The 19,894-nt window shown below is 45.2% G+C and carries 15 protein-coding genes; 8 read left to right on the plus strand and 7 right to left on the minus strand.

All coding sequences use genetic code 11. The features are described 5' to 3' along the window. Positions 1-32: 32 nt before the first annotated feature. Together QNH28_RS24950 and QNH28_RS24955 are read left to right on the plus strand one after the other, a co-directional pair. Positions 33-1,217, plus strand: coding sequence for a copper amine oxidase N-terminal domain-containing protein (locus tag QNH28_RS24950; RefSeq protein ID WP_283908991.1), 1,185 nt, complete (start codon positions 33-35; stop codon positions 1,215-1,217). Positions 1,218-1,238: 21 nt separating this feature from the next. Then, positions 1,239-2,678 carry a S41 family peptidase gene (locus tag QNH28_RS24955; RefSeq protein WP_283908992.1) on the plus strand — a complete coding sequence of 480 codons (1,440 nt, stop codon included), beginning with the start codon at positions 1,239-1,241 and terminating at the stop codon, positions 2,676-2,678. 187 nt (positions 2,679-2,865) lie between these two features. Here the strand turns inward: QNH28_RS24955 and QNH28_RS24960 are convergent, their stop codons facing one another. Further along, on the minus strand, positions 2,866-3,483 hold the full coding sequence (locus QNH28_RS24960) for a YutD family protein (RefSeq protein WP_283908993.1): 618 nt from the start codon (positions 3,481-3,483) through the stop codon (positions 2,866-2,868). 371 nt (positions 3,484-3,854) lie between these two features. Continuing rightward, complete coding sequence (gene lipA, locus QNH28_RS24965; RefSeq protein WP_283908994.1) at positions 3,855-4,760, minus strand: lipoyl synthase; 906 nt, start codon at positions 4,758-4,760, stop codon at positions 3,855-3,857. Positions 4,761-5,054: 294 nt separating this feature from the next. Between lipA and QNH28_RS24970 the strand changes: the two genes are divergently transcribed. Then, positions 5,055-6,113: a M23 family metallopeptidase gene (locus tag QNH28_RS24970; protein ID WP_481858408.1), complete on the plus strand. Its 1,059-nt coding sequence runs from the start codon at positions 5,055-5,057 to the stop codon at positions 6,111-6,113. Between the two features lie 95 nt (positions 6,114-6,208). Here the strand turns inward: QNH28_RS24970 and QNH28_RS24975 are convergent, their stop codons facing one another. Then, positions 6,209-7,909: a glycoside hydrolase family 13 protein gene (locus QNH28_RS24975; protein ID WP_283908996.1), complete on the minus strand. Its 1,701-nt coding sequence runs from the start codon at positions 7,907-7,909 to the stop codon at positions 6,209-6,211. A 121-nt stretch (positions 7,910-8,030) separates the two neighbouring features. Here QNH28_RS24975 and QNH28_RS24980 point away from each other — a divergent pair, with 121 nt between their 5' ends. Beyond that, positions 8,031-9,062, plus strand: coding sequence for a LacI family DNA-binding transcriptional regulator (locus QNH28_RS24980; RefSeq protein WP_283908997.1), 1,032 nt, complete (start codon positions 8,031-8,033; stop codon positions 9,060-9,062). Between the two features lie 132 nt (positions 9,063-9,194). On the opposite strand, the gene QNH28_RS24985 is transcribed toward QNH28_RS24980, so the two are convergent. The 4 genes from QNH28_RS24985 to QNH28_RS25000 all read right to left on the minus strand — a co-directional run bounded on the left by QNH28_RS24985 (position 9,195) and on the right by QNH28_RS25000 (position 14,400). Beyond that, the gene (locus QNH28_RS24985) at positions 9,195-12,182 is read right to left on the minus strand and encodes an alpha-amylase family glycosyl hydrolase (protein ID WP_283908998.1); all 2,988 of its coding nucleotides are present in this window, start codon (positions 12,180-12,182) and stop codon (positions 9,195-9,197) included. A gap of 264 nt (positions 12,183-12,446) precedes the next feature. After that, positions 12,447-13,112 (minus strand): alpha/beta hydrolase, encoded by a 666-nt coding sequence (locus QNH28_RS24990; protein ID WP_283908999.1) that lies wholly within the window; start codon positions 13,110-13,112, stop codon positions 12,447-12,449. Positions 13,113-13,263: 151 nt separating this feature from the next. After that, positions 13,264-13,845 (minus strand): hypothetical protein, encoded by a 582-nt coding sequence (locus QNH28_RS24995; RefSeq protein ID WP_283909000.1) that lies wholly within the window; start codon positions 13,843-13,845, stop codon positions 13,264-13,266. A gap of 18 nt (positions 13,846-13,863) precedes the next feature. Beyond that, a complete protein-coding gene (locus QNH28_RS25000; protein WP_283909001.1) occupies positions 13,864-14,400 on the minus strand; it encodes a hypothetical protein in 537 nt (178 codons plus the stop codon). 216 nt (positions 14,401-14,616) lie between these two features. Between QNH28_RS25000 and QNH28_RS25005 the strand changes: the two genes are divergently transcribed. The 4 genes from QNH28_RS25005 to QNH28_RS25020 all read left to right on the plus strand — a co-directional run bounded on the left by QNH28_RS25005 (position 14,617) and on the right by QNH28_RS25020 (position 19,885). Next, complete coding sequence (locus QNH28_RS25005; RefSeq protein ID WP_283909002.1) at positions 14,617-14,805, plus strand: hypothetical protein; 189 nt, start codon at positions 14,617-14,619, stop codon at positions 14,803-14,805. A 70-nt stretch (positions 14,806-14,875) separates the two neighbouring features. Continuing rightward, the gene (locus QNH28_RS25010; protein ID WP_283909003.1) at positions 14,876-16,333 is read left to right on the plus strand and encodes a DUF6385 domain-containing protein; all 1,458 of its coding nucleotides are present in this window, start codon (positions 14,876-14,878) and stop codon (positions 16,331-16,333) included. A 91-nt stretch (positions 16,334-16,424) separates the two neighbouring features. After that, complete coding sequence (locus tag QNH28_RS25015) at positions 16,425-18,467, plus strand: glycosyltransferase (protein ID WP_283909004.1); 2,043 nt, start codon at positions 16,425-16,427, stop codon at positions 18,465-18,467. Next, complete coding sequence (locus tag QNH28_RS25020) at positions 18,464-19,885, plus strand: tetratricopeptide repeat-containing glycosyltransferase family 2 protein (RefSeq protein ID WP_283909005.1); 1,422 nt, start codon at positions 18,464-18,466, stop codon at positions 19,883-19,885. The genes QNH28_RS25015 and QNH28_RS25020 overlap by 4 nt, the downstream gene beginning before the upstream one ends. Positions 19,886-19,894 lie beyond the last annotated feature (9 nt).

Raw genomic sequence — 19,894 nt, forward strand, 5'->3', positions numbered from 1 at the left:
TACAAAGAGTTACATAAAAGGAGAGAGTACTGTTGAAAAGATTTTTATCCCTCTTAAGCATAAGTCTACTGGCCCTCATACTTGCGGTCCCGGCTTTTGCAGCATCGAAACCAATTGATGTTTATATTAACGGAAGTAAGGTTTCCTTCCCCGCTGGATCCCCATACTTAGCGAACAATTCTGTACTTGTACCCTTCCGGGTTGTCTTTGAGAAGCTTGGACTTCAAGTTCTTTGGGATGCCAAAACTGGAACGGTAACGGGTAAAAGTTCAAATCTTGCGATTACCCTCAAAATTGGCAGTAACCGCGCTACTGTTAATGGAACCGTTAAAAAACTAACCACTGCACCAGTTTCCTCAGCTGGCACTACATATATCCCTTTGCGTTTTATCGCCGAGGCAACCGGGGGCACAGCTGTCTGGAATTCTACCAGTAGAAGTGTACAAATTACTACTCCTGTCTCCAAAGGTAAGGACGAAGCAGCCATTACAGCATTAATCCGTTTGTCTAATCAATATTTCAATGAGGAAAAAGCGACCAGTTTCTATTCTCTAATGGATTCAGATTCCTCTTACACACAATCTGTATCTGATCTTAATGATTCCTTTTTAGCTTTCGACATTAAGAATACAATTGATAGCTTAGATATCCTCGACATTAAAGCTGACGAAGCCACTGTATATACAATTGAAAGTTCTCGCAGAGTAGGTGGGGCTTATACCCCAGATACAGAGGATGAATACATCTATACCCTGGTCCGCAAGAACGGAAGCTGGAAGATCTCATCCGTGGAATCCCAAAGCTCCAGCATTCTCCTTACGCGTGAACAAGCTCTAAAACCAGCAGCCAACATCCCTCAAAATGATGCGGATGCCATCAAAGGCAGTATTACCAAGTATTATCAAGCAATGAACGAAGAGAATCCTACCGCAGTTCTTTCCACGATGACTTCATATGGAGAAGAATATGATTCCTCTCTCAAGGCAGATTTGGATGATTTCTTCGCTTCGTATGATATTACCTATACTCCAGGCATTTCAAATATTTATTATTACAGCGCCAAAGAAGCTGCTATATATGTAGAAAGCAAAGACAAGGAAGCAAGTGAAGAGGAGACTTACGAGCAGGGTCTCATCTATATTCTATCCAAGTCGGATACCGGTGTATGGACAATCGATGACACATATAACGTCTACAACAAACTTGTGAAATCCTAATAAAAAAGGGTGTTTGATTCCATGAAATCCAAAAAAGTAATAAGTGCACTGTTAACCAGCTGTCTAGCTTTATCAATCACATTTGCTCCACTGGCTTCCGCAGCGGATGCTGCTAAAGCTTCCACAGACAACAGTGATCTTATTAATGAAGTAATGAAGCTATTGGAGAACTATAACATTTCAGATGTAGATAAAGATATTTTGATTCGCGGAGCAATTGACGGCATGGTGAACACACTGGACGATCCATACAGCCAATACTTCAATTCCGAGGAAGCGGCGCAATTTGAACATGCGGTTGATCTCGAATACGTTGGCATCGGTGTTAAACTACAATATACGCCAACAGAGCTCTACATCGAAGAAATCTCTCCAGGGTCTCCTGCTGAAAAGGCAGGCTTGAAACGCGGCGATACGATTCTCAAAATCAACGGAATACCTGTTGACGAAACGGATGATTCGGAACTGAGTGGAGCCGCAGGCACCAAGGTCACCCTGCTGATCCTCAGAAATGGTGTCACAAAATCTTATGTTGTCACCCGAAATGAATTGAACTCGACTTCCGTTTTTGGAACCCTCATTGGTCCGAAGATTGCCTATATTTCGCTAAGTGGTTTCACCCAGAATTCTGATGAAGAATTCACAGCTATGCTGAAGAAGATGCGTGCAGCCGGAATGAAATCCATGGTGCTTGATTTACGTGATAACTTGGGTGGCTACATGGATTCGGCATACAACATTGCCTCTAGCTTTATGGATAAGGGCATCATGATGTATACTTCTGATCAAAGTGGCGCGCTAACTCCTGTAACGATTACTAGTGGCAGCAAAATCAGTGTGCCCGTCGTAATTCTAACCAACGAATACACTGCAAGTGCCTCAGAAGCTCTTACGGGCGCCCTGCGTGACAACAAGCTAGCTACTGTCGTAGGCACTCGTTCTTATGGCAAAGCGCGTATTCAAAGCCTACTTCCGGTGTCTAATGGCGACATGCTGAAATTGACCACGCAGAAATATTTAACACCTAAAAAAGAAGACTTTAATCATATCGGTCTCGCACCGGATATTGAGGTAAAAGGCAAAACTGCACAGCTGATTACCGCCCTGCAGATTGCTGGAATGAAGACTTTAGAAGTCACCGGAGATCATCATATCTTAAATATCAATGGAGTTCCTTTTGCTGGTAATGTTGGTCTTGTGAAGCAGGGCGATAAAACTTATGCTTCTTCGCTCGTGCTGGCTGCGCTTGTCGAAGGCGAGATCACTTGGGATGCTAAGAATAAAAAGGTCATCGTAAAGAGCGGAACAGGCACGTCCACCGGCTTTACACTTTCCTCCAAAGAGGCGCTATCCCAGAATGGTGAGACCTACATTGAATTAAATGCCTTTAAGAAGAAGTTCCCGGCACTCGTGTGGAGTTACAACGCTACACAGAAGCAATTGAAATTATCTGTAAAATAATCCATAACGACATAAGGCAGCAATTCTCCAGAGATGGAGGTTTGCTGCCTTTATTTTTTGTACATATCCATTCCAAACAAGCAAAAACGCCTTCGGCGTCCCAAATGGACGGTAAGCGTTGATGCGAGAAATAGAAAAAAGCTGTCTCATTCGTAGAAGGACTCTACTTATGGTTCAGCTTTCATCATTAGGATTGTGAATTTTCTGCGTTTTGTGTATTTGGATTATTTTGAGGCTTTTGTGTGTTTTGTGTGTTTTGGGGCTTTTGGGACTGACCTTGTGGTGGTCTGCTTTGAAATTCCTTTTTGGATTTCTTCCCCTGTGAATCCTTGCCCCGGTGATTTCGGCTTTGGTGTTCTCTCAAGGGTCTATCCTTAGCAGAAGTCATCTCTTTAAATGCAGCAGATGAATTCGAACCTTGCTTAGATGATGTTTCTTTAGCAGAAAACTCTTTATCTGTAGCCGTTCCATCATTATCTTCAGCTTCTAGCTCCGAATCTTCTTCCTCACTCGGCTCTGGAATTTCTTTGATGAGAATATCCTTGAACAAGCCTTCTTGTGGTACCTCTTTTAATTTATGCAGCACAAAATATGCGCAGCCAAAATTGCAATATTCATTAATATAATCGACCATGCCAGAAATAGCTGTATCCCGATTCACCTTAGGGTGGTTGTCCCGGTAAAAGCCTTTCAAACGCAGCTGACTGTAACCCCAGTCACCAATAATATAGTCGTATCTTTCCAGCACTTCGCTATATCTTCCGCGAAACGCCTCCGGATTCCAACCATCCTTATGATCTAACATAAGTTCGTAGCCTTTTCCGCCTATAACGATCAAACCTTTTGTCGCCTGCCTTTCTGTGGGGAGGGTGCGTTGATTATGCCGTCATTTCCGAGAAATATTGGGCTTTCGGTCGCTGTTGTTGATTAATTTCTTTTATTTGAACCGCATTCAGCGGTGAAATTAATCAACAGCGTATGCTTACGATGCTAGCTTTCCTTCGGAAAGCTTTCAGGCGAACGCTAACGCTCCTACAGCTCCAACATTTCTCTCCAATGACTCAAATCAACGTTTTTTATGTGTAACCTATGGGCTGAGTGTTTCAGAACGCTATCGCTCCTTCAACCCTCTCCTTAATAAAACCTTTTTGTGACTTTGTCACTATTTCAAAAAAATCAACTAGAAGAAACCGCGCGCTCCTCACGAGCTTGAGCAGCAGATTTCACCTGCTCATGCGCACGATAAGAACTACGAACAAGTGGGGCTGATTCCACATGGCTGAAGCCACGCTTCAATCCCTCTTCCTTGAGCAGTGCAAATTCCTCCGGTGGATAATATTTCTCCACGTTCAAATGCTTTGGAGAAGGCTGCAAGTATTGTCCTAAAGTCAATATATCACAATTTACGGCTCGTAAATCATCCATTGCTTGTAAAATCTCATCCCACTCTTCACCGACTCCAAGCATAATGCTTGATTTGGTAGGAATGTCCGGCTTCATCTCCTTGGCTCTGCGCAGCAGTTCCATCGAACGGCGATACTTCGCTTTAGCCCGCACACGGTCTGACATCCGTTCCACCGTCTCGATATTATGGTTAAGAATGTCTGGATTACTGTTCATGACAATCTCTAGACTATTCCGTTCTCCCAAGAAGTCTGGAATCAGTACTTCAACACTACATAACGGAAGGCGTTTACGAATTGCCGCTACCGTCTCAGCAAAAATCTGGGCGCCACCATCCGCAAGATCATCGCGGGCCACACTGGTTACCACGCAATGGCGAAGGTTCATACTCTCTGCAGCTTCTGCTACACGTTCAGGTTCCTGCAGGTCCAGCTCTGTCGGCATCCCTGTATTCACAGCGCAGAAACGACATGCGCGAGTACATATATCTCCAAGAATCATAAATGTCGCCGTTCGATTTGCCCAGCATTCATAAATGTTCGGACACCTAGCTTCTTCACATACAGTATGTAAAGTTTTAGAACGCATCATGCTCTTGATTTCCTGATAGTTATCACCGGTAGTTAGCTTAATTCTAATCCAATCCGGCTTAGGCTGCTTTGCTGTTTTATTCGTCAAAATAATAAACCCCGCTTCCTCCTGAATGTGTTGCTGCAGATGAAAGATGCTGCCTCATATTATACCATGTGCGCTTTACAATTGCCTGTTTTTGTGAAATATGCAGGGTACACCAACTTCGATTCCGCCGGAGAATTTACTGGTACCTTTAGACAAGAACGGATAAAAAGTAGCTTTTTGCTTCAATCTATAATAAAAGCTTCAACCGAAGTGCCTACATTCAATTCTACGCCCGGACAAAAGGAGGCTGTTATCTTGCTGGCCCTATTTAAGAATACTAATAACCGGAGAACTATGTTATGTCTTTCCGCGGCCGCTATCCTTTGGGGTGGTTTAGGCCTTCCCGTTCCAGCAGCTGCAGTACAGGCTACAGTCCAACCGGTGGAAAGCAGCGGCAATCCCGTTAATGCTAGCAAGGAATCCATATGGTCTGCCCGCAGGGGAATTTATGATCACCTGAGTGCAGCCACTGGAATCCCTTGGTTTAGATTCGCAGCCATTGATCAATATGAACGCACCATCGCCAAAAAAGGGTCCTCAGACAAGCCCGTCACCAACCGTCTTACAGGAATCATGGTTCCAGCACCCGTATGGTCCGGTCCACTCAATCCGGATCAGGAGGATACTTCTCCTGCCTCCATCACCTTCTTTAACGGCTTCGGCCGTGATGGCTCGGGAGATGGAATCGCAGATCCAGAGAATGATGCTGACGTTCTATATAGTATGGCTAGACACTTGCAGAAATATGGTGATTCAGCTAATGATTTCAGTATCGGTATTTGGGAGTATTATCACAATGGCCGTGCCTCTCAGCGCATAGCTCAGTTCGCCAAGCTATATGAACATTTTGGGCGGCTTGACCTATCAGGTAATGCTTTTCCACTTCCCTTAAGTAATTCTTATTCTTATCGTAGCACTTGGGGAACCGGCAGAAGCTGGGGTGGGGCACGTATCCACGAAGGGACTGACCTCTTTGCACCACAAGGCATGCCGGTACGCAGCACCTGCTTTGGCTTAGTGGAAACTAAAGGTTGGAACCGCTATGGCGGCTGGAGAATTGGAATTCGCGATATCGAGAATCGATACCATTATTACGCCCATTTATCCGGATATAACAAATCCATTTCGCGTGGAGATATCGTCGCACCAGGTGAAATCATTGGCTGGGTCGGCAGCTCAGGATACGGAAATCCAGGAACACAAGGGAAATTCCCGCCACATCTACATTTCGGCATCTACCGGGACCGAGGAATTACAGAATGGGCTTTTGATCCATTTCCATTGCTAAAACAATGGGAGAATCAGGAGTATAGAGACCTAAAGAACAAAAATAAAAAAAGTGCTACGAATTAAAATTAAAAAGAAACGGCTTCGCCATCCTTTGGAGATGACAGCCGTTTCTTGATGAACATTAAGGCCCCTTCTTTGGAAAGAGGCCTTATATTATTTTAATACAACATTAAACAGCCAAACGGTTCCATGCTCACTATAAGCTTGTTAGTATTTTTAAAAGTAGCTCCTGACAGTAAATCGGTTAGCACATTCTTATCCGAACGATATGCATTAAGCTCAATCTCGTACGCGTTCGGAGAATTATTGATAATTAATCCTATCTTTTCATGACCCACACCCCGCGTATAACCGAGAACATTACGTACTTCATCCGTGAACCAAGGTCGGAATGTACCCTTCCGTAGAATATCACAGCTTTTTCTTAGGAAAATCAGTTCTTGATACCACTTCAGCAGCGCTGTATTCTGAGCCTGCTCTTGCCATACCATAGCTTTTCTACAGTGAGGGTCCGTGGCTCCTTCCATCCCAACCTCATCCCCATAATAGATCATCGGAATACCGATATAGGTCATCTGAAAAAAAACCGCCAACCTCATGCGCTGTATTGCCGTACTCTCGCGGTCCCAGCCACGTCCCCCTTCCTTACACGCTGTAAGAAAACGCAACGTATCATGACTGCCAATCAATTGAAACATAGCAGAATTCGCCTGGTCATTATACAACGCCTCCTGATGGAGTACTTGCTCCATAAAGCGATCTGGTCCTGTTGACTGCTCTGCAAAGAATTCCAGCAAGGCATCCCGAAGCACATAATTCATGCCACCATCGAATTGATCCCCTCTAAGCCAAGGCCCAGAAGCATGCATAATCTCTCCGATGAGTAGGATTTCAGGATATTCAGACTTGAGCTCTTGCCGGAAGCGGGACCAAAACGCCGGATTGACCTCATTCGCTACATCAAGACGCCAGCCGTCTATCTTTGTTTCACGAATCCAATACTTGGCAACGTCAATCATATAATCTGCCGTTTCGGGATGATCCATATTCAGCTTAGGCATATGAGCTTCAGCTTTGGCAAACGTCTCATAATTCGGCGCTGGCGTCTGTGTAACGGGAAAAGAACGAATAAAGAACCAATCTTTATACGGGGACTGCTCGCCTTTTTCCATCACATCCTTAAAAGCAAAAAATTGGTCTCCCGAATGATTAAACACGGCATCCAGTATTACCTTAATTCCATGATGATGGGCCACACTGACCAGTGACCTTAGTCCGTCCAAATCTCCAAAGGCAGGGTCGATCTTATAATAATCAGAGGTATTATATTTATGCTCGGAAGGAGACTCAAATACAGGCGTCATGTAAATAACGTTTACACCAAGCTGCTGTAGATAGGGAATTTTCTCCGAAATGCCCTGTAGAGTTCCACCATTATAGCTACTAGGATATATTTGATAGGTCACCGCATCCTGGCTCCATGAAGGTAGCTTTAAAGCCTCAGAACGGTGGAGGTATGCATATTGAAAAGAACCTGCACGCTCCCGATTCTCTGACGCCCCCCTCTCTCCATACCAGACATACTGTCCTGTAGCATTCGCTATATGAAATAGATATCTGCATCTTCTAGTGCTAGTGTGAATAATGGCTTCATGAATCTCATAAATACCGGCCGACCCTATCCGCTCCATCTGCAAAGGAACTTCTTGTCCCGGAGAATCATAACGATCCGAGTGGATTACGGTACAGGATAATTGCTGTCCAGCTTGTGTGAATAGTCTGAGCTTCAGGATACCCGTACCTACTGGATAGGCAAATGGATCTTCACTCGTATGATAAATAAACCATGATTGAGGCATAACTTAAGGACTCCTTCTATACTTTTATCGTTCTATCTACCTGTTCATTCTTCATTAGAGAGACTGCTAAATATGTGTTATTATGGTTACAAATACCGTTTTTAAGTTATGAGGGACGACGATGAAAGTAACGATTTCTGATATTGCCAAAGCAGCCAATGTGGCTAAATCTACCGTATCTAAAGTACTAAATGATTCCCCGAAAATATCACAGGAAACGAAACAAAAGGTTCGAGAGATTATGAAGCAAATGAACTACACGCCGAGCAGTATCGCTACTGGGTTAGCTAGACAAAGCAGCTGCAATATTGGCCTATTGGTCGATATGTCTAAAGAAAGTGAGTTTCTAAACCAATTCTTCTACAACATTATTGGTGGAATCGAGAGCGTAATTGCACCTTTAAAATACGAACTGACCATTTCCAATGTGCAACATAGTAGTCCAGAAGGCCATTTTCTAAATAGGCTTGTGTTTAGCAAACGTGTCGACGGTATTATAGCCAATAACTCCGTGCTGACTGAAGAGCTATCTGAAGAACTGAATCAACTGGGGTTTCCTTACATCTCCATTGGAGAGATTATGGCCCCTGGAAGTTGGGTTGATTTCGATAATGAAGCAGGCGGCAATATGCTGACCGCGCATCTCGTCGAACAGGGTTATTCAAAGATAGCCTTCATAGGCGGGCAGCAGCAGGAGAAGATTTATACCCATCGCCAAGGTGGTTTTTTAAGAGCTTTACAGCAGGCTGACCTTACCGTTCCTCAGCAATGGATCATTAACTGCAAGGCTGATGAGCATGATAGCTATCATGCTGCTCTTGAGCTTTTGCAACGCGAAGAACGGCCAGACTCTGTAGTGTGCATGAACAGTTATGTAGCCTTTGGGGTGCTTCAAGCCGCAAAAGCACTCGGAATTGATGTTCCATCCGAACTAGGCATCGCCGCTTTCGATGAATATCCGCTATCCCGATATACAACACCTCCTTTAACTTCACTTAATATTGATACGTTCAAGCTGGGTGTGTCTTCAGGGCAGCTGCTGATGGAGCGCATTCGTAGTAATGATATGCCCCTCAAGCATTTGCTATTAGAGCCAGAACTAATTCCCCGTGAATCTACGATGAGAACAAAATTCTCTGGAGGAACTTCGTAAATGGATCATTCAAATTCATATCTATTGTATCTTCTGCAATGAAAAAGCTTCATACTACTTACCAAGGAGCGGCCCCACACGGGGGCCGCTCCTTGTCATGTGAAAGGTATTATGATCCACTCGAGTATCAACTTATAGATCTTTCCAACGCTGCACGGTCAGATTCACTATTTGTGCGCCGCCTGCTGGAGTAAGTGTTCGATTGGAAATGTCTGATCCGTTCGAGTTTACTTCCACATTAGTCCAAGCGCCCCGCGTAACTTTATATTGCACCGCTGTTCCTGCTGGTAAGCTAAGTGTGATGGAATACACCCCATCACTACCTTTAGTCAGTTGATAGGCTGGATCCGCTGCATTCCAGCTGTTGAAGGTACCGGTAAGATACACAGGTCCGCTAGTCGGAGTAGACGCTGGAACATTTACACGAAACGTCACACTGTCTGCTTGAGGTTCCCCTGCGCTGATACTTCCGTTCACCAGGTTCCAGGTTCCAGCATCAAAATGATAATTACTGCTGCCGTTGTTATCCCATGTACCACTGCCATTATTAAAGGCTGCGGTCAGTCCGGCTGCAGTACCCAGCTGAATTGTGATCGACTTATATCCTGGGAAAGAAGAAGCCTGAAGCTGTTCACCAGGAGCCGTCGTCCAGACTGTCGATCCGTCCAGCCTGTAATGAATATACGAGCTGCTATAAGCCGTATTCTTATAATAGATCGTTGCCGTGTTGCCAGTTGGTGTAGCTGTTGGTGTTACTGTCGGCGTTGGTGTCGGCGTTACCGTTGGTGTCGGTGTCACTGTTGGCGTTGGTGTTGCCGTCGGTGTCGGTGTTGGCGTTGGCGTTGGTGTCGGTGTCGGTGTCGGTGTCGGTGTCGGTGTTACCGTCGGCGTTGGTGTCACTGGTCCACCCGATGTAATACTTCCTGTTGGCGTATAAGTCCAGGTTCCAGTACCGAATAGATAGTTGCTCCCCCCGTTACTGTCCCATGTGCCGCTGCCATTGTTAAAGCATGCTTCAAGCTGGCTGGCGGAGCCGATATTAATCGTTATTTTGTTGTATCCGGCTACATCAGATACAGGTATAGCCACACCCGGAGATGTCGTCCATGTACCACCTACTGGGCGATAATGAATATAAGGCGAGGTATAACCTTGCTTATAGTAAATCGTGACACTGTTCCCTGCTGGTGTTGTAATAGAGGCAATCGCACTAAGAAGAGATAGATTGCCTGCGGCATCAAATGCTTTTACCGTGTAGTTATAGGTAGTGCTAGCGGATAAACCATTGTCCGTATAGGAAGTAGTCGCCGTTGTGCCTACCTTGACACCATTACGATAAACTTCATATCCAGTTACGCCTACGTTGTCGGTAGAAGCCGTCCAGCTGATCAAAGCGCTAGATGCATTTTGAACAGTTGCCGTTACATTGGTCGGAGTAGTTGGAGGAACTGTTTCTGATGGTGGTTGTTGTTTCGCATAGATTTTGGCTGAATTTGCACCTACAGTTACAGTAATTTGCTTTCCAGTTACTCCACCTGATTGTACAGTCACTGTATCTGCAGTATTCAGCTGATTATACAAAACTGTTCCTGCGGTCAAACTACTCTCGGCGCGCAGCGGGATCGTTACCGTTTGCGAACCATTAGATTGATTACTAAATACAGAGATAGCTTCTTGACCTTGATTAGTTCCAGTGTCGATACGACGTGAGAAGGCGTATAAGTTCTGTGCAGCCCACATTTCACGTTGAGTACCTGTACGTAGTGCTGGGTTATTTTTACGAATCTCATTAAGTTTGGCTACGTGCTTGTAGGTGCTGGCATTTTCATTAAAATAGTTCTCAATTACGTTTCCGCTTGCATCCCGTTTCACCATAGACCAACGGTTCCAAGTATCAGCAATCCCGCCTGTCATGATCTGACTGTTGCCATTGCCTTTGTTCTGCTCTGTTCCTTGGAAGACAACCGGTGTTCCACGAACTGTAAAAATAAAGGTTAAAGCATTCTGCAGCTTATCAACGCTTCCCCCGGCTTCCGTTAGAAAACGGTTGCGGTCATGATTGTCGATAAAGGTAACCATGTGATTGGCATTCCCGTTGTAGTAGGAATCCTGTGCCAAGGTGCTTTTGATATTGGACTCAAAAGACTGCCCATAAGCAAAACTGTTAAGTACGGAGAAGAACATTGGGAAATCGAGCATGCCCCATTCTTTGTTGTTTCCGACCCAACGTGAGACAAATTCAGCATTTCCGTCGAAATTCTCACCAAATGTATTAACGCCCAGATAATTTTGTAGTTCACCAATATCTGTTGGCTTCATCAGCTTGGCAGCATCCACACGTGCACCGTCAGCGCCTGTATAATCAAACCAGCCTTTGATGGAATCGAATATCGCCTGCTTAGCCGCAGGAACATCAAAATCAATGTCATCTAGCCCGCCCAAATCATGATTCTCTAAGTAATCTTGCGCCCACTGGTCATATCTTCCATCCGCTAGAGACCAGTTAATATCTCCATTATGGTGGTACCATGCTGGATTATTGAACGGAGCCACTGGCTGCAATGATGGGATATCATAATAGGCTTGAGAACCTAGCATATAATCACCGACGTGGTTTGGCACAACGTCAATCACTACTTTGATGCCAAGCGCATGTGCGGAATCCACAAGCTCCTTCAGCTTCTCCTTCGTTCCGAAGTATGGATTGGCAGCGTTAGGGTTCTTAACGTTGTATCCGTGATAGGCTGTATTTTTACCGGTACCGTTGTTTTCCCGGTTAGTCATTTGTGGCTCAGCCACTGGGGAAATCCAAATCGCGGTATAGCCCATATTTTTAATATATGATAGCTTGTCGATAATCCCCTGCCAGTCTCCGCCTTTCATATAACGGAAATCTTCCTCAGAGTTTTCTCCATAGCGAATTGCCGCACCAGTAGCATTGTTGGAAGTGTCTCCATCATTAAATCGGTCAACCATAATCTGATAAATTGTGTCGTTCTCATTAATCGTGCCGATGCTGGCCGCTTCAGCCTTTTGCGGTGTTAAGACAAACAAATTAATCACGGTAGAAAGAAGAATAGATGTAATTAGAACGGGTACATACCATAGCCTACGTTTCATTGCGTGCATCTCCCTCTCTTATTAAAGCGTATTCATAACAATCTAAAACCTACTTCCTTGATTAAAAACCAAGCCCGCCCAGTGATGTCTTTAATGTTTTTAACGTCTTTAACACAAAAAACAAATAATTTTAAGGAAACCGGTTTCCCCACTAAAAATTACCATGATTATGAATGCGTTGTCAAGCTATAAAAAAATAAACTTCATAAGAAAAAGAGCCTCCTTAATTGGGGCTCTTTAGGGTTAATTATTTAAATTTCATCCTCAGCTTCCTACACTCTGAATAAAATGCAATACTTCATTCATGATCCGGTCCTTATCTTCACAATGACAAACCATATGGCCACTGTTATCCACCAGAAGTACCTGTTTTTGAGTCGTAGGGATTGTATGCTGCAGGTAGTCAGCGCTCCTAGTCTTCACCAGATGATCTCGTTTACCCTGCACGATCAGGGTTGGAGTCTCAATATGCGGATAGATTGAAAAGCTCTCCCGGACCAGTCGTTGGAACTCTCTCGTAGCCTTTGGGGGCGTTGAAGTGAATTTGTTAATATACGTTTTTAGCATGGAAAAGCTCGCAAGAGTCTTAAGGATCTCCACGGGATTTAGCGGAAATACAGGGGTGGACAATAAAGTAAGAGATTTGATCCAGGGTTTATACCGTACAGAAAGATGTGAAGCAATAAGAGCACCGGTTGAAAAGCCGATCAGATGAACGCCTTCATTCGTCTTTAACAGCTCTGTCAATTCATCTTCAGCACTCTGCTGCCAATCATGTCGATCCGAATGCAGTAAATCATTCCTGCTCCCCCCATGCCCTTTCAGGGTAAACGTTCTGGAACGGTAATTATGCTGCTCCATAAACTGGGACAAGGGAGAGATTTCATGCTCACCTCCGGTAAAGCCATGAATAAATAAACAACTTTCCATAATTGTCCCTCTTTTCACAATTCCATCTGACTTGCAGCTTTATTGTATAATGCCAATCCCCTTTATTTTCTATACATTCCATCCTTTTATGTAAAACCTCAACCCAAGTGGTGTCAAGGTTCAGCTCTGTTAATGGTTCTTAGCAAGAACTCTATTGTTCCCACCAAAGAAGACCCAGCGCTGAGGTAATCGTTAAACCTACGGCGGAGCTAGATGAAGTGACGTTAGCACAAATAGCCGTCCCGGGCGGGACAATGATGCTGCCCGTAAAGTTCTGTGTGAATGCTCCCGGTGCCAATTGATAATTGTAAAGCGTCGTCCCCCCGCTAATGGCTGCTGTGGAGGATTGAACGGTCATCGCACTCGTAGCCGAGCTTCCTAAATTATTATTCGTTGGCGTTAAGGTTGTAGGTGAAGTTACCGTCCCTCCTTTTACAATTGTAAAGCTACCCGACATTGCCGATAACAGAGAAGAACCGCCGATACTGCCGCTTATACGTGAGATATAAACCGTTTTTCCACTGCCAGCAGCATTACTAATCCGAATAGAAGCGATTGCGGAAATAAGACTAAGCACGACCAAACTAGATGCAGAAGTGTTAGTTGAATATAAGACTGCAGCTTGCGAAGCGCTTATTTCCGGTGGTGCGCTAATATCTGGAGATTGGAAGGTATTCACCATATCTACAAAAACAGGTTGATCGTTGTCGTTAAATACAAATTGATTAGGCATATTTATCCCCTCCTGTCTCTAATATTCCCACCAGCTGATTGACGTTGTCGCCGCTGAAGTCCCCGATGAAATCGTTATAGAGGTAGTGATGGAACTTCCGGGAGGAACAACAATTTGTCCCGTAAAATCCACAATGACCGGACCGGCCGCTAGCAATAGAGATACTAAAGTGGCTGGGCTTCCAGTAGGGGCGGTAGTTGAGGTTCTAGCCGTCATAACACTAGTTAACGCACTACCAAAATTATAATTAATCGGTGTAACGGTAGTTCCGGTGACCGTAGCGTTCCGAAGTAGTGTTAAGGTAACTGCCGCTGTCGCTGTGCTGGCTGTAACACGGGACACATACAGGGTGCGTCCGCTGCCTCCCGGATTACTAATCTGAATTACCAGCGGTGCAGCAGTCGTTACCGTAGAAGTAAATGGGATTCCAAACAATAGCCCCGCCTTTGCTGCTCCCCCCTCAGGAGCTGAATCTATACCAGGTGCAACATACGTATTGACTTGTTCTGTAAAAAGTGGCTGGCTACTCTGATTGAATACTGAGTCGTTCGGCATGAGATATCCTCCCCGTACTTAAGCTTATTCTCATTTTATGCCGCTCTCAGTAACAGGTTGTGGGAATGTGCGTATTTTTGCTTTCCCAGCCCAATCACCCCCTATTTCCCACCATATATTAATATCACACCATTCGAATGGCTAAGGATTGTCCCTATCGGTTTGGCTTATTGGACTGCGGTTTATTTGGGCTCAAACGACGGTTTGGGCCTTTTCATGGATAGAGTTCCAGAGACCCCGCAGGTCGATGAAATCCATAACGGTCTGGAGATCCGCCCGAATAGTTTTGATTGTTTTGTAGATTTAGAAGAGATTGTTGTCTCAATAGAAATGAGAGTGCTAGTGCTGAGTCAATTCCTAAAGTGGACTCGAATCTTCGCCTCTTCACTATTTCAATGGGTTTAAGATTGTGTATACGTCCAAGCCCAGTCTTTAGGTATATCTTGATCATTTTATAAGGAAGGGACGAGGAACTTTGCCTAACTATAGCTCTTTTCAAGCGAATCCTGATAATCTACGAACGCTTATATTCGGCCGGGATGCCTCGCTGATTGATCATCCGCTCACTACAGATCCAAGCGGAAATCTAACAACAATTATCCTAAATGGTACGATTTCCAGCGTGCTTGGCGCTACCATCACCGCGGGTACTTTGTCCTCCGCAGGAACAGTTACCAACATCCTTAACGGGACTATTACTAGCGTGCTTGGCGCTACAATTACTGCGGGTACTTTGTCCTCCGCAGGAACAGTTACCAATATCCTTAACGGGACTATTACTAGCGTGCTCGGCGCTACAATTACTGCGGGTACTTTGTCCTCCGCAGGAACAGTTACTAACATCCTTAACGGGACTATTACTAGCGTGCTCGGCGCTACAATTACTGCAGGTACTTTGTCCTCCGCAGGAACAGTTACTAACATCCTTAACGGGACTATTACTAGCGTGCTCGGCGCTACAATTACTGCGGGTACTTTGTCCTCCGCAGGAACAGTTACTAACATCCTTAACGGGACTATTACTAGCGTGCTTGGTGCTACGATCACAGCAGGTACCATCACCAGCGTACTCGGAGCCACCATCACAGCCGGTACTCTATCTTCCGCTGGTACAGTAACCAATATTCTTAACGGTACCATCACCAGCGTACTCGGAGCCACCATCACAGCGGGTACTCTATCCTCTGCAGGTACGGTTACCAACATTCTCAACGGTACCATCACCAGCGTACTCGGAGCCACTATCACAGCGGGTACCCTTTCTTCCGCAGGCACGGTTACTAATATTCTCAACGGAACTATCACCAGCGTACTCGGAGCTACGATTACTGCCGGTACTTTGTCCTCCGCAGGCACGGTTACTAATATTCTCAACGGAACTATCACCAGCGTACTCGGAGCTACGATTACTGCCGGTACTTTGTCCTCCGCAGGCACGGTTACCAACATTCTCAACGGTACCATCACCAGCGTACTCGGAGCCACTATCACAGCGGGTACTCTGTCTTCCGCAGGTACAGTCACTAACATCCTTAACGGAACTATCACCAGCGTGCTCGGAGCTACGATTACTGCTGGTACACTAAGTAGTGTGACCTCTATTTCCCAACGCAGCTTTATTGAACAGACGACTACAGGCATTGCGACTGCTAATACCTATACACCTCTACCTGCCGTTACTACGAGCGTACTGGGAACGTATTCCTTCTTCATTAATAATACTGGGGCAAATCCAGTCAACACACGTGTAGAAATCAGTGCTGATGGAACGAACTATTTCGTCGATACTACAGGAGATAATCCATTAGCAGCAGGCTCTATCGATGTCATAGTGCCAGCCAGATTCCTAAAATATACCCGCCTATCCTATCAATCAGCGAATTCAGGCTCTGCATCCACGATCAATGTAAGCTTCAATGCTCAGGGCACGTAATCCAGATGACTATCATATGCTGTAACAAGAAAGAGTACATGGATATCCATGTGCTTTTTCTTTTGTAAATGCCTTCCAAGGAGGAACAACCGTGAACAATATTACGCTTGGCGTCCACCTCATCGTAAAAGATGAAGCTGATCTCCTGCCCCACTGTCTTGCAAGCGTAGCTGGTGCTGACGAAATTGTGATAATAGATACGGGTTCTACCGACGAATCCATAGCTATTGCCGAAGCGCACGGGGCTAGAGTCTTCCAACGGGAATGGACAAACGATTTCGCTGCCGCTCGTAATGAAGGGCTCATTCATGCCTCAACGAATTGGATTCTTGTTCTCGATGCCGATGAGTGCCTGCAAACCCCACTTACAGAACTCCGCAGCCTTCTGCAGAACACACAAGCTCAGGCTTTTACAGTAAACATTGATAATTGGGTAGGCATTCGACCTGAAGATAAGGTAAAGCACAGCGCAGTTCGCTTATTCCGAAATGGACAGGGTTATCAATATAGCGGAAGAATTCATGAGGGAATTGACACATCAATCCTTAGCAAACATAACCCCTCAGCGATTGAACACAGTCAACTTGAGATTATTCACTTTGGATATTTACCTGAAATCATGACACGAAAAGATAAAATCAACAGAAATAGGTACCTGCTGCGCCTCGCTTTAACCGAACATCCGGATGATCCTTTCCACTCCTATAATTTAGCAGTAAACTGCTGCCAGGACGGTCGTCTTCAGGAAGCTGAGACGTTACTTCGTCAAGCCCTCCAGCATGTAGCACTCGAAACCTCCTATCGTCCTACGATGATTAGGGATCTCTGTAAAATATATCTTTCTCAAGGAAAAACGAATGCGATTGACCCCTTGCTGATGATTGAACTGGAGCGTTATGGCGACTACCCTGATCTACATTTTTTATTAGGGCAATCTTTGGAGAGCCAGGGGCTTTTGGAACGAGCACTATTAGCATATCAACATGCAGAATCCATTCCTGAACATGAGGTATTTAGCGGAAAATATGTATGCGAGCAAGGAATGAGCACCTTTCGCCCCCTATATCGTATGGGTTTTATTTCACAGCGGCTTGGACTGCAGGAGGATGCTGCGAGGTTTTTTCATCGTGCACTTCAACACCATTCTTTATATACGCCCGCCTTACAGGGGATAGCTGCTGCTTTTCAACGCCTAGCTGTACCCGATGCGGAAATTGCCACTTTACTGATCCAGCTCGTTCCGCCAACAACTTCAGCCAGTAGATCCGCGATCATGGATACTTTATTTGAGATAAATGCTTATGAGACCATTACCACCTTATCCCGAGACGTTTTTCCATTGGAATTGGATACTGCAAATGGGATCATCTCTTCACTCATCATCACCGGCAAGCTGGAAGACGCATGTATAGCTATAGAACAGCTGACTTCACTAGCTTACCAAGATAACCTAGGTTTGGAGCATAAAAAGCAGTTATGTACCCTTTGGGCCATTTGCCAATGGGAGCGATATGGGGAATTCAAAAACGACCTACTCAGTCATGCATCACATGAACTTCGTTCTGGACTGGAGTATATTGAGCGATGCCAACGCCAGCAAGAGGTATGTCCGGTAGAAATAGAGGTAGATCACTTATATTCCTCATTCCTTTCAGACCTCATCGGGCAATCCGTAAAGCTGCAACAGCTCAGACTTAGTCATACTTTAGTGGACTTGTTCCCTGCCTATCGCTCTGAATTTGCCACAGCATTATATAAAGAGGGGAACTGGGAGGCCGCAGGAGAGCAATTTATTGTACTTGTACGCGATAAGACCACCGATGCAAGCGTGCTTTTTTATATTGGTGAGATGATCTTTGACAAGGGGCATTATTCTGAAGCCAGTGAATGGTTTCAACAAGCGCTAGAACAAGAGCCTGAGCATGAATCCGCAAGGATCGGCTTATCCCTCTGTTACCTTCAGCAAGCGAAGATGAGTATGGAAGATGCTCTAAAAAGCTTAATTGATGCCCATGTTCATGGCCCATTACAGGAGGATATCAGAGCTATTCGTAAATCCATTTCCTTGCTGAATCGTACCCCATGGCACACACAGTGGAGCTTCCGTCAGAGCGAAGGGAGGTCATCCATATGAACCGTTCAAGAAAAAATCCACTAATTTCCTTATGCATGATCGTTAAGAACGAAGGAGATAGCTTGAACCAATGTTTAAAAAGCGTACGCGGAGTCGTCGATGAGATTATTGTAGTCGATACTGGATCCACCGACTCTTCGGTTCAAATTGCCCTTAGCTTCGGAGCTAAAGTCATACACCACGCTTGGAGCGGCGACTTTGCAGCTGCCCGTAACGCAGGTCTCCAGCAGGCCCACGGACAATGGATTCTCGTTCTAGATGGAGATGAGGAATTGAGTGAGGAGAGCAAAGGAGAATTACTGCTGTGTGCTGAGCATATGGAGTACGAGGCGTTTTTCCTACGTATTCATAATCATAAAGGGCAAACCCCCGCTTCACAGACGATTACCGTCAATCCGATTATCCGGATGTTCCGTAATCACCCTAATTACCGGTTTAGCGGTATCATCCACGAACAGATCGCCGAGGCCATCATAACAGCTACACCCCAGGCACCGATGCATTTGACCACTATAGTCATCCATCATTATGGTTACGCAGAGGGGGTAGTGGTCAAGAAGGATAAAATCAAACGAAATGTCGAGCTGCTCAAAGAACAGCTAAGGCTAAATCCCAAAGATCCTTTCCATCATTTTAATATGGCTGTTGAGTATATGCGTCTGGGGGAGTATCAACCTGCGCTAAAGCATATCCAGCAATCACTAGAAGAAGCTCCTCCTGATACAAGTTATATCCACCTGCTGCACAAATATGAAATTCGCTCTCTTGCAGAATTAAAAGATTTCCCTGGGGCGCTTGCAGCTTGTGACCGTGGGATTAGCTCCCATCCAGATTACCCAGACTTAGCTCATATCAAAGGGGCTCTACTCTTACAATTAGGTGCCTTTGCAGAAGCCAAAGTAGCGTTGCTACAAGCGCTGGTCATCGGAGCTGCTCCTCCCGGCTACCATACTGAGGCTGGGTTTGGTTCATTTTTAACGTATTATATGCTGGGTCAATTATGTGAGGAGATGGGTGATGAGACCGAAGCCATTGCTTGCTACACCAAAACCGCACAGCTTCATCCCGAGCCGATTCCCGTCATTACTCGGCTACTGCGAGCCCTGAAATGTGCAGGTCGCGAAAGTGAGATTTACGGTTGGTTCCACGCTCATCTACCAGACTACACAGTGACTAAGAAAAGAATTCTCCTAGAATTATTACAGAGTGAGGGATGTAGTGAAGCAGCTTCACAGCTGATAAATGCCACGAAGCAGCCCCTCCCTATAGAAGCCGCATTTAATCAAGCTTCTCAACAGGGTCGTTCACAGATTTTGTTAGCGGATCGTCTGCTTGCTTCATTATCCTCTTCAGCTACCTATTCTCCAGCGGTCAAAAGAGCACGCCTCGCACTTCCGCTTTCCAAAGTTTCAGAATAGGAGGGACGT

This window comes from Paenibacillus sp. G2S3 (assembly GCF_030123105.1).
Lineage (GTDB): Bacteria > Bacillota > Bacilli > Paenibacillales > Paenibacillaceae > Paenibacillus_AQ.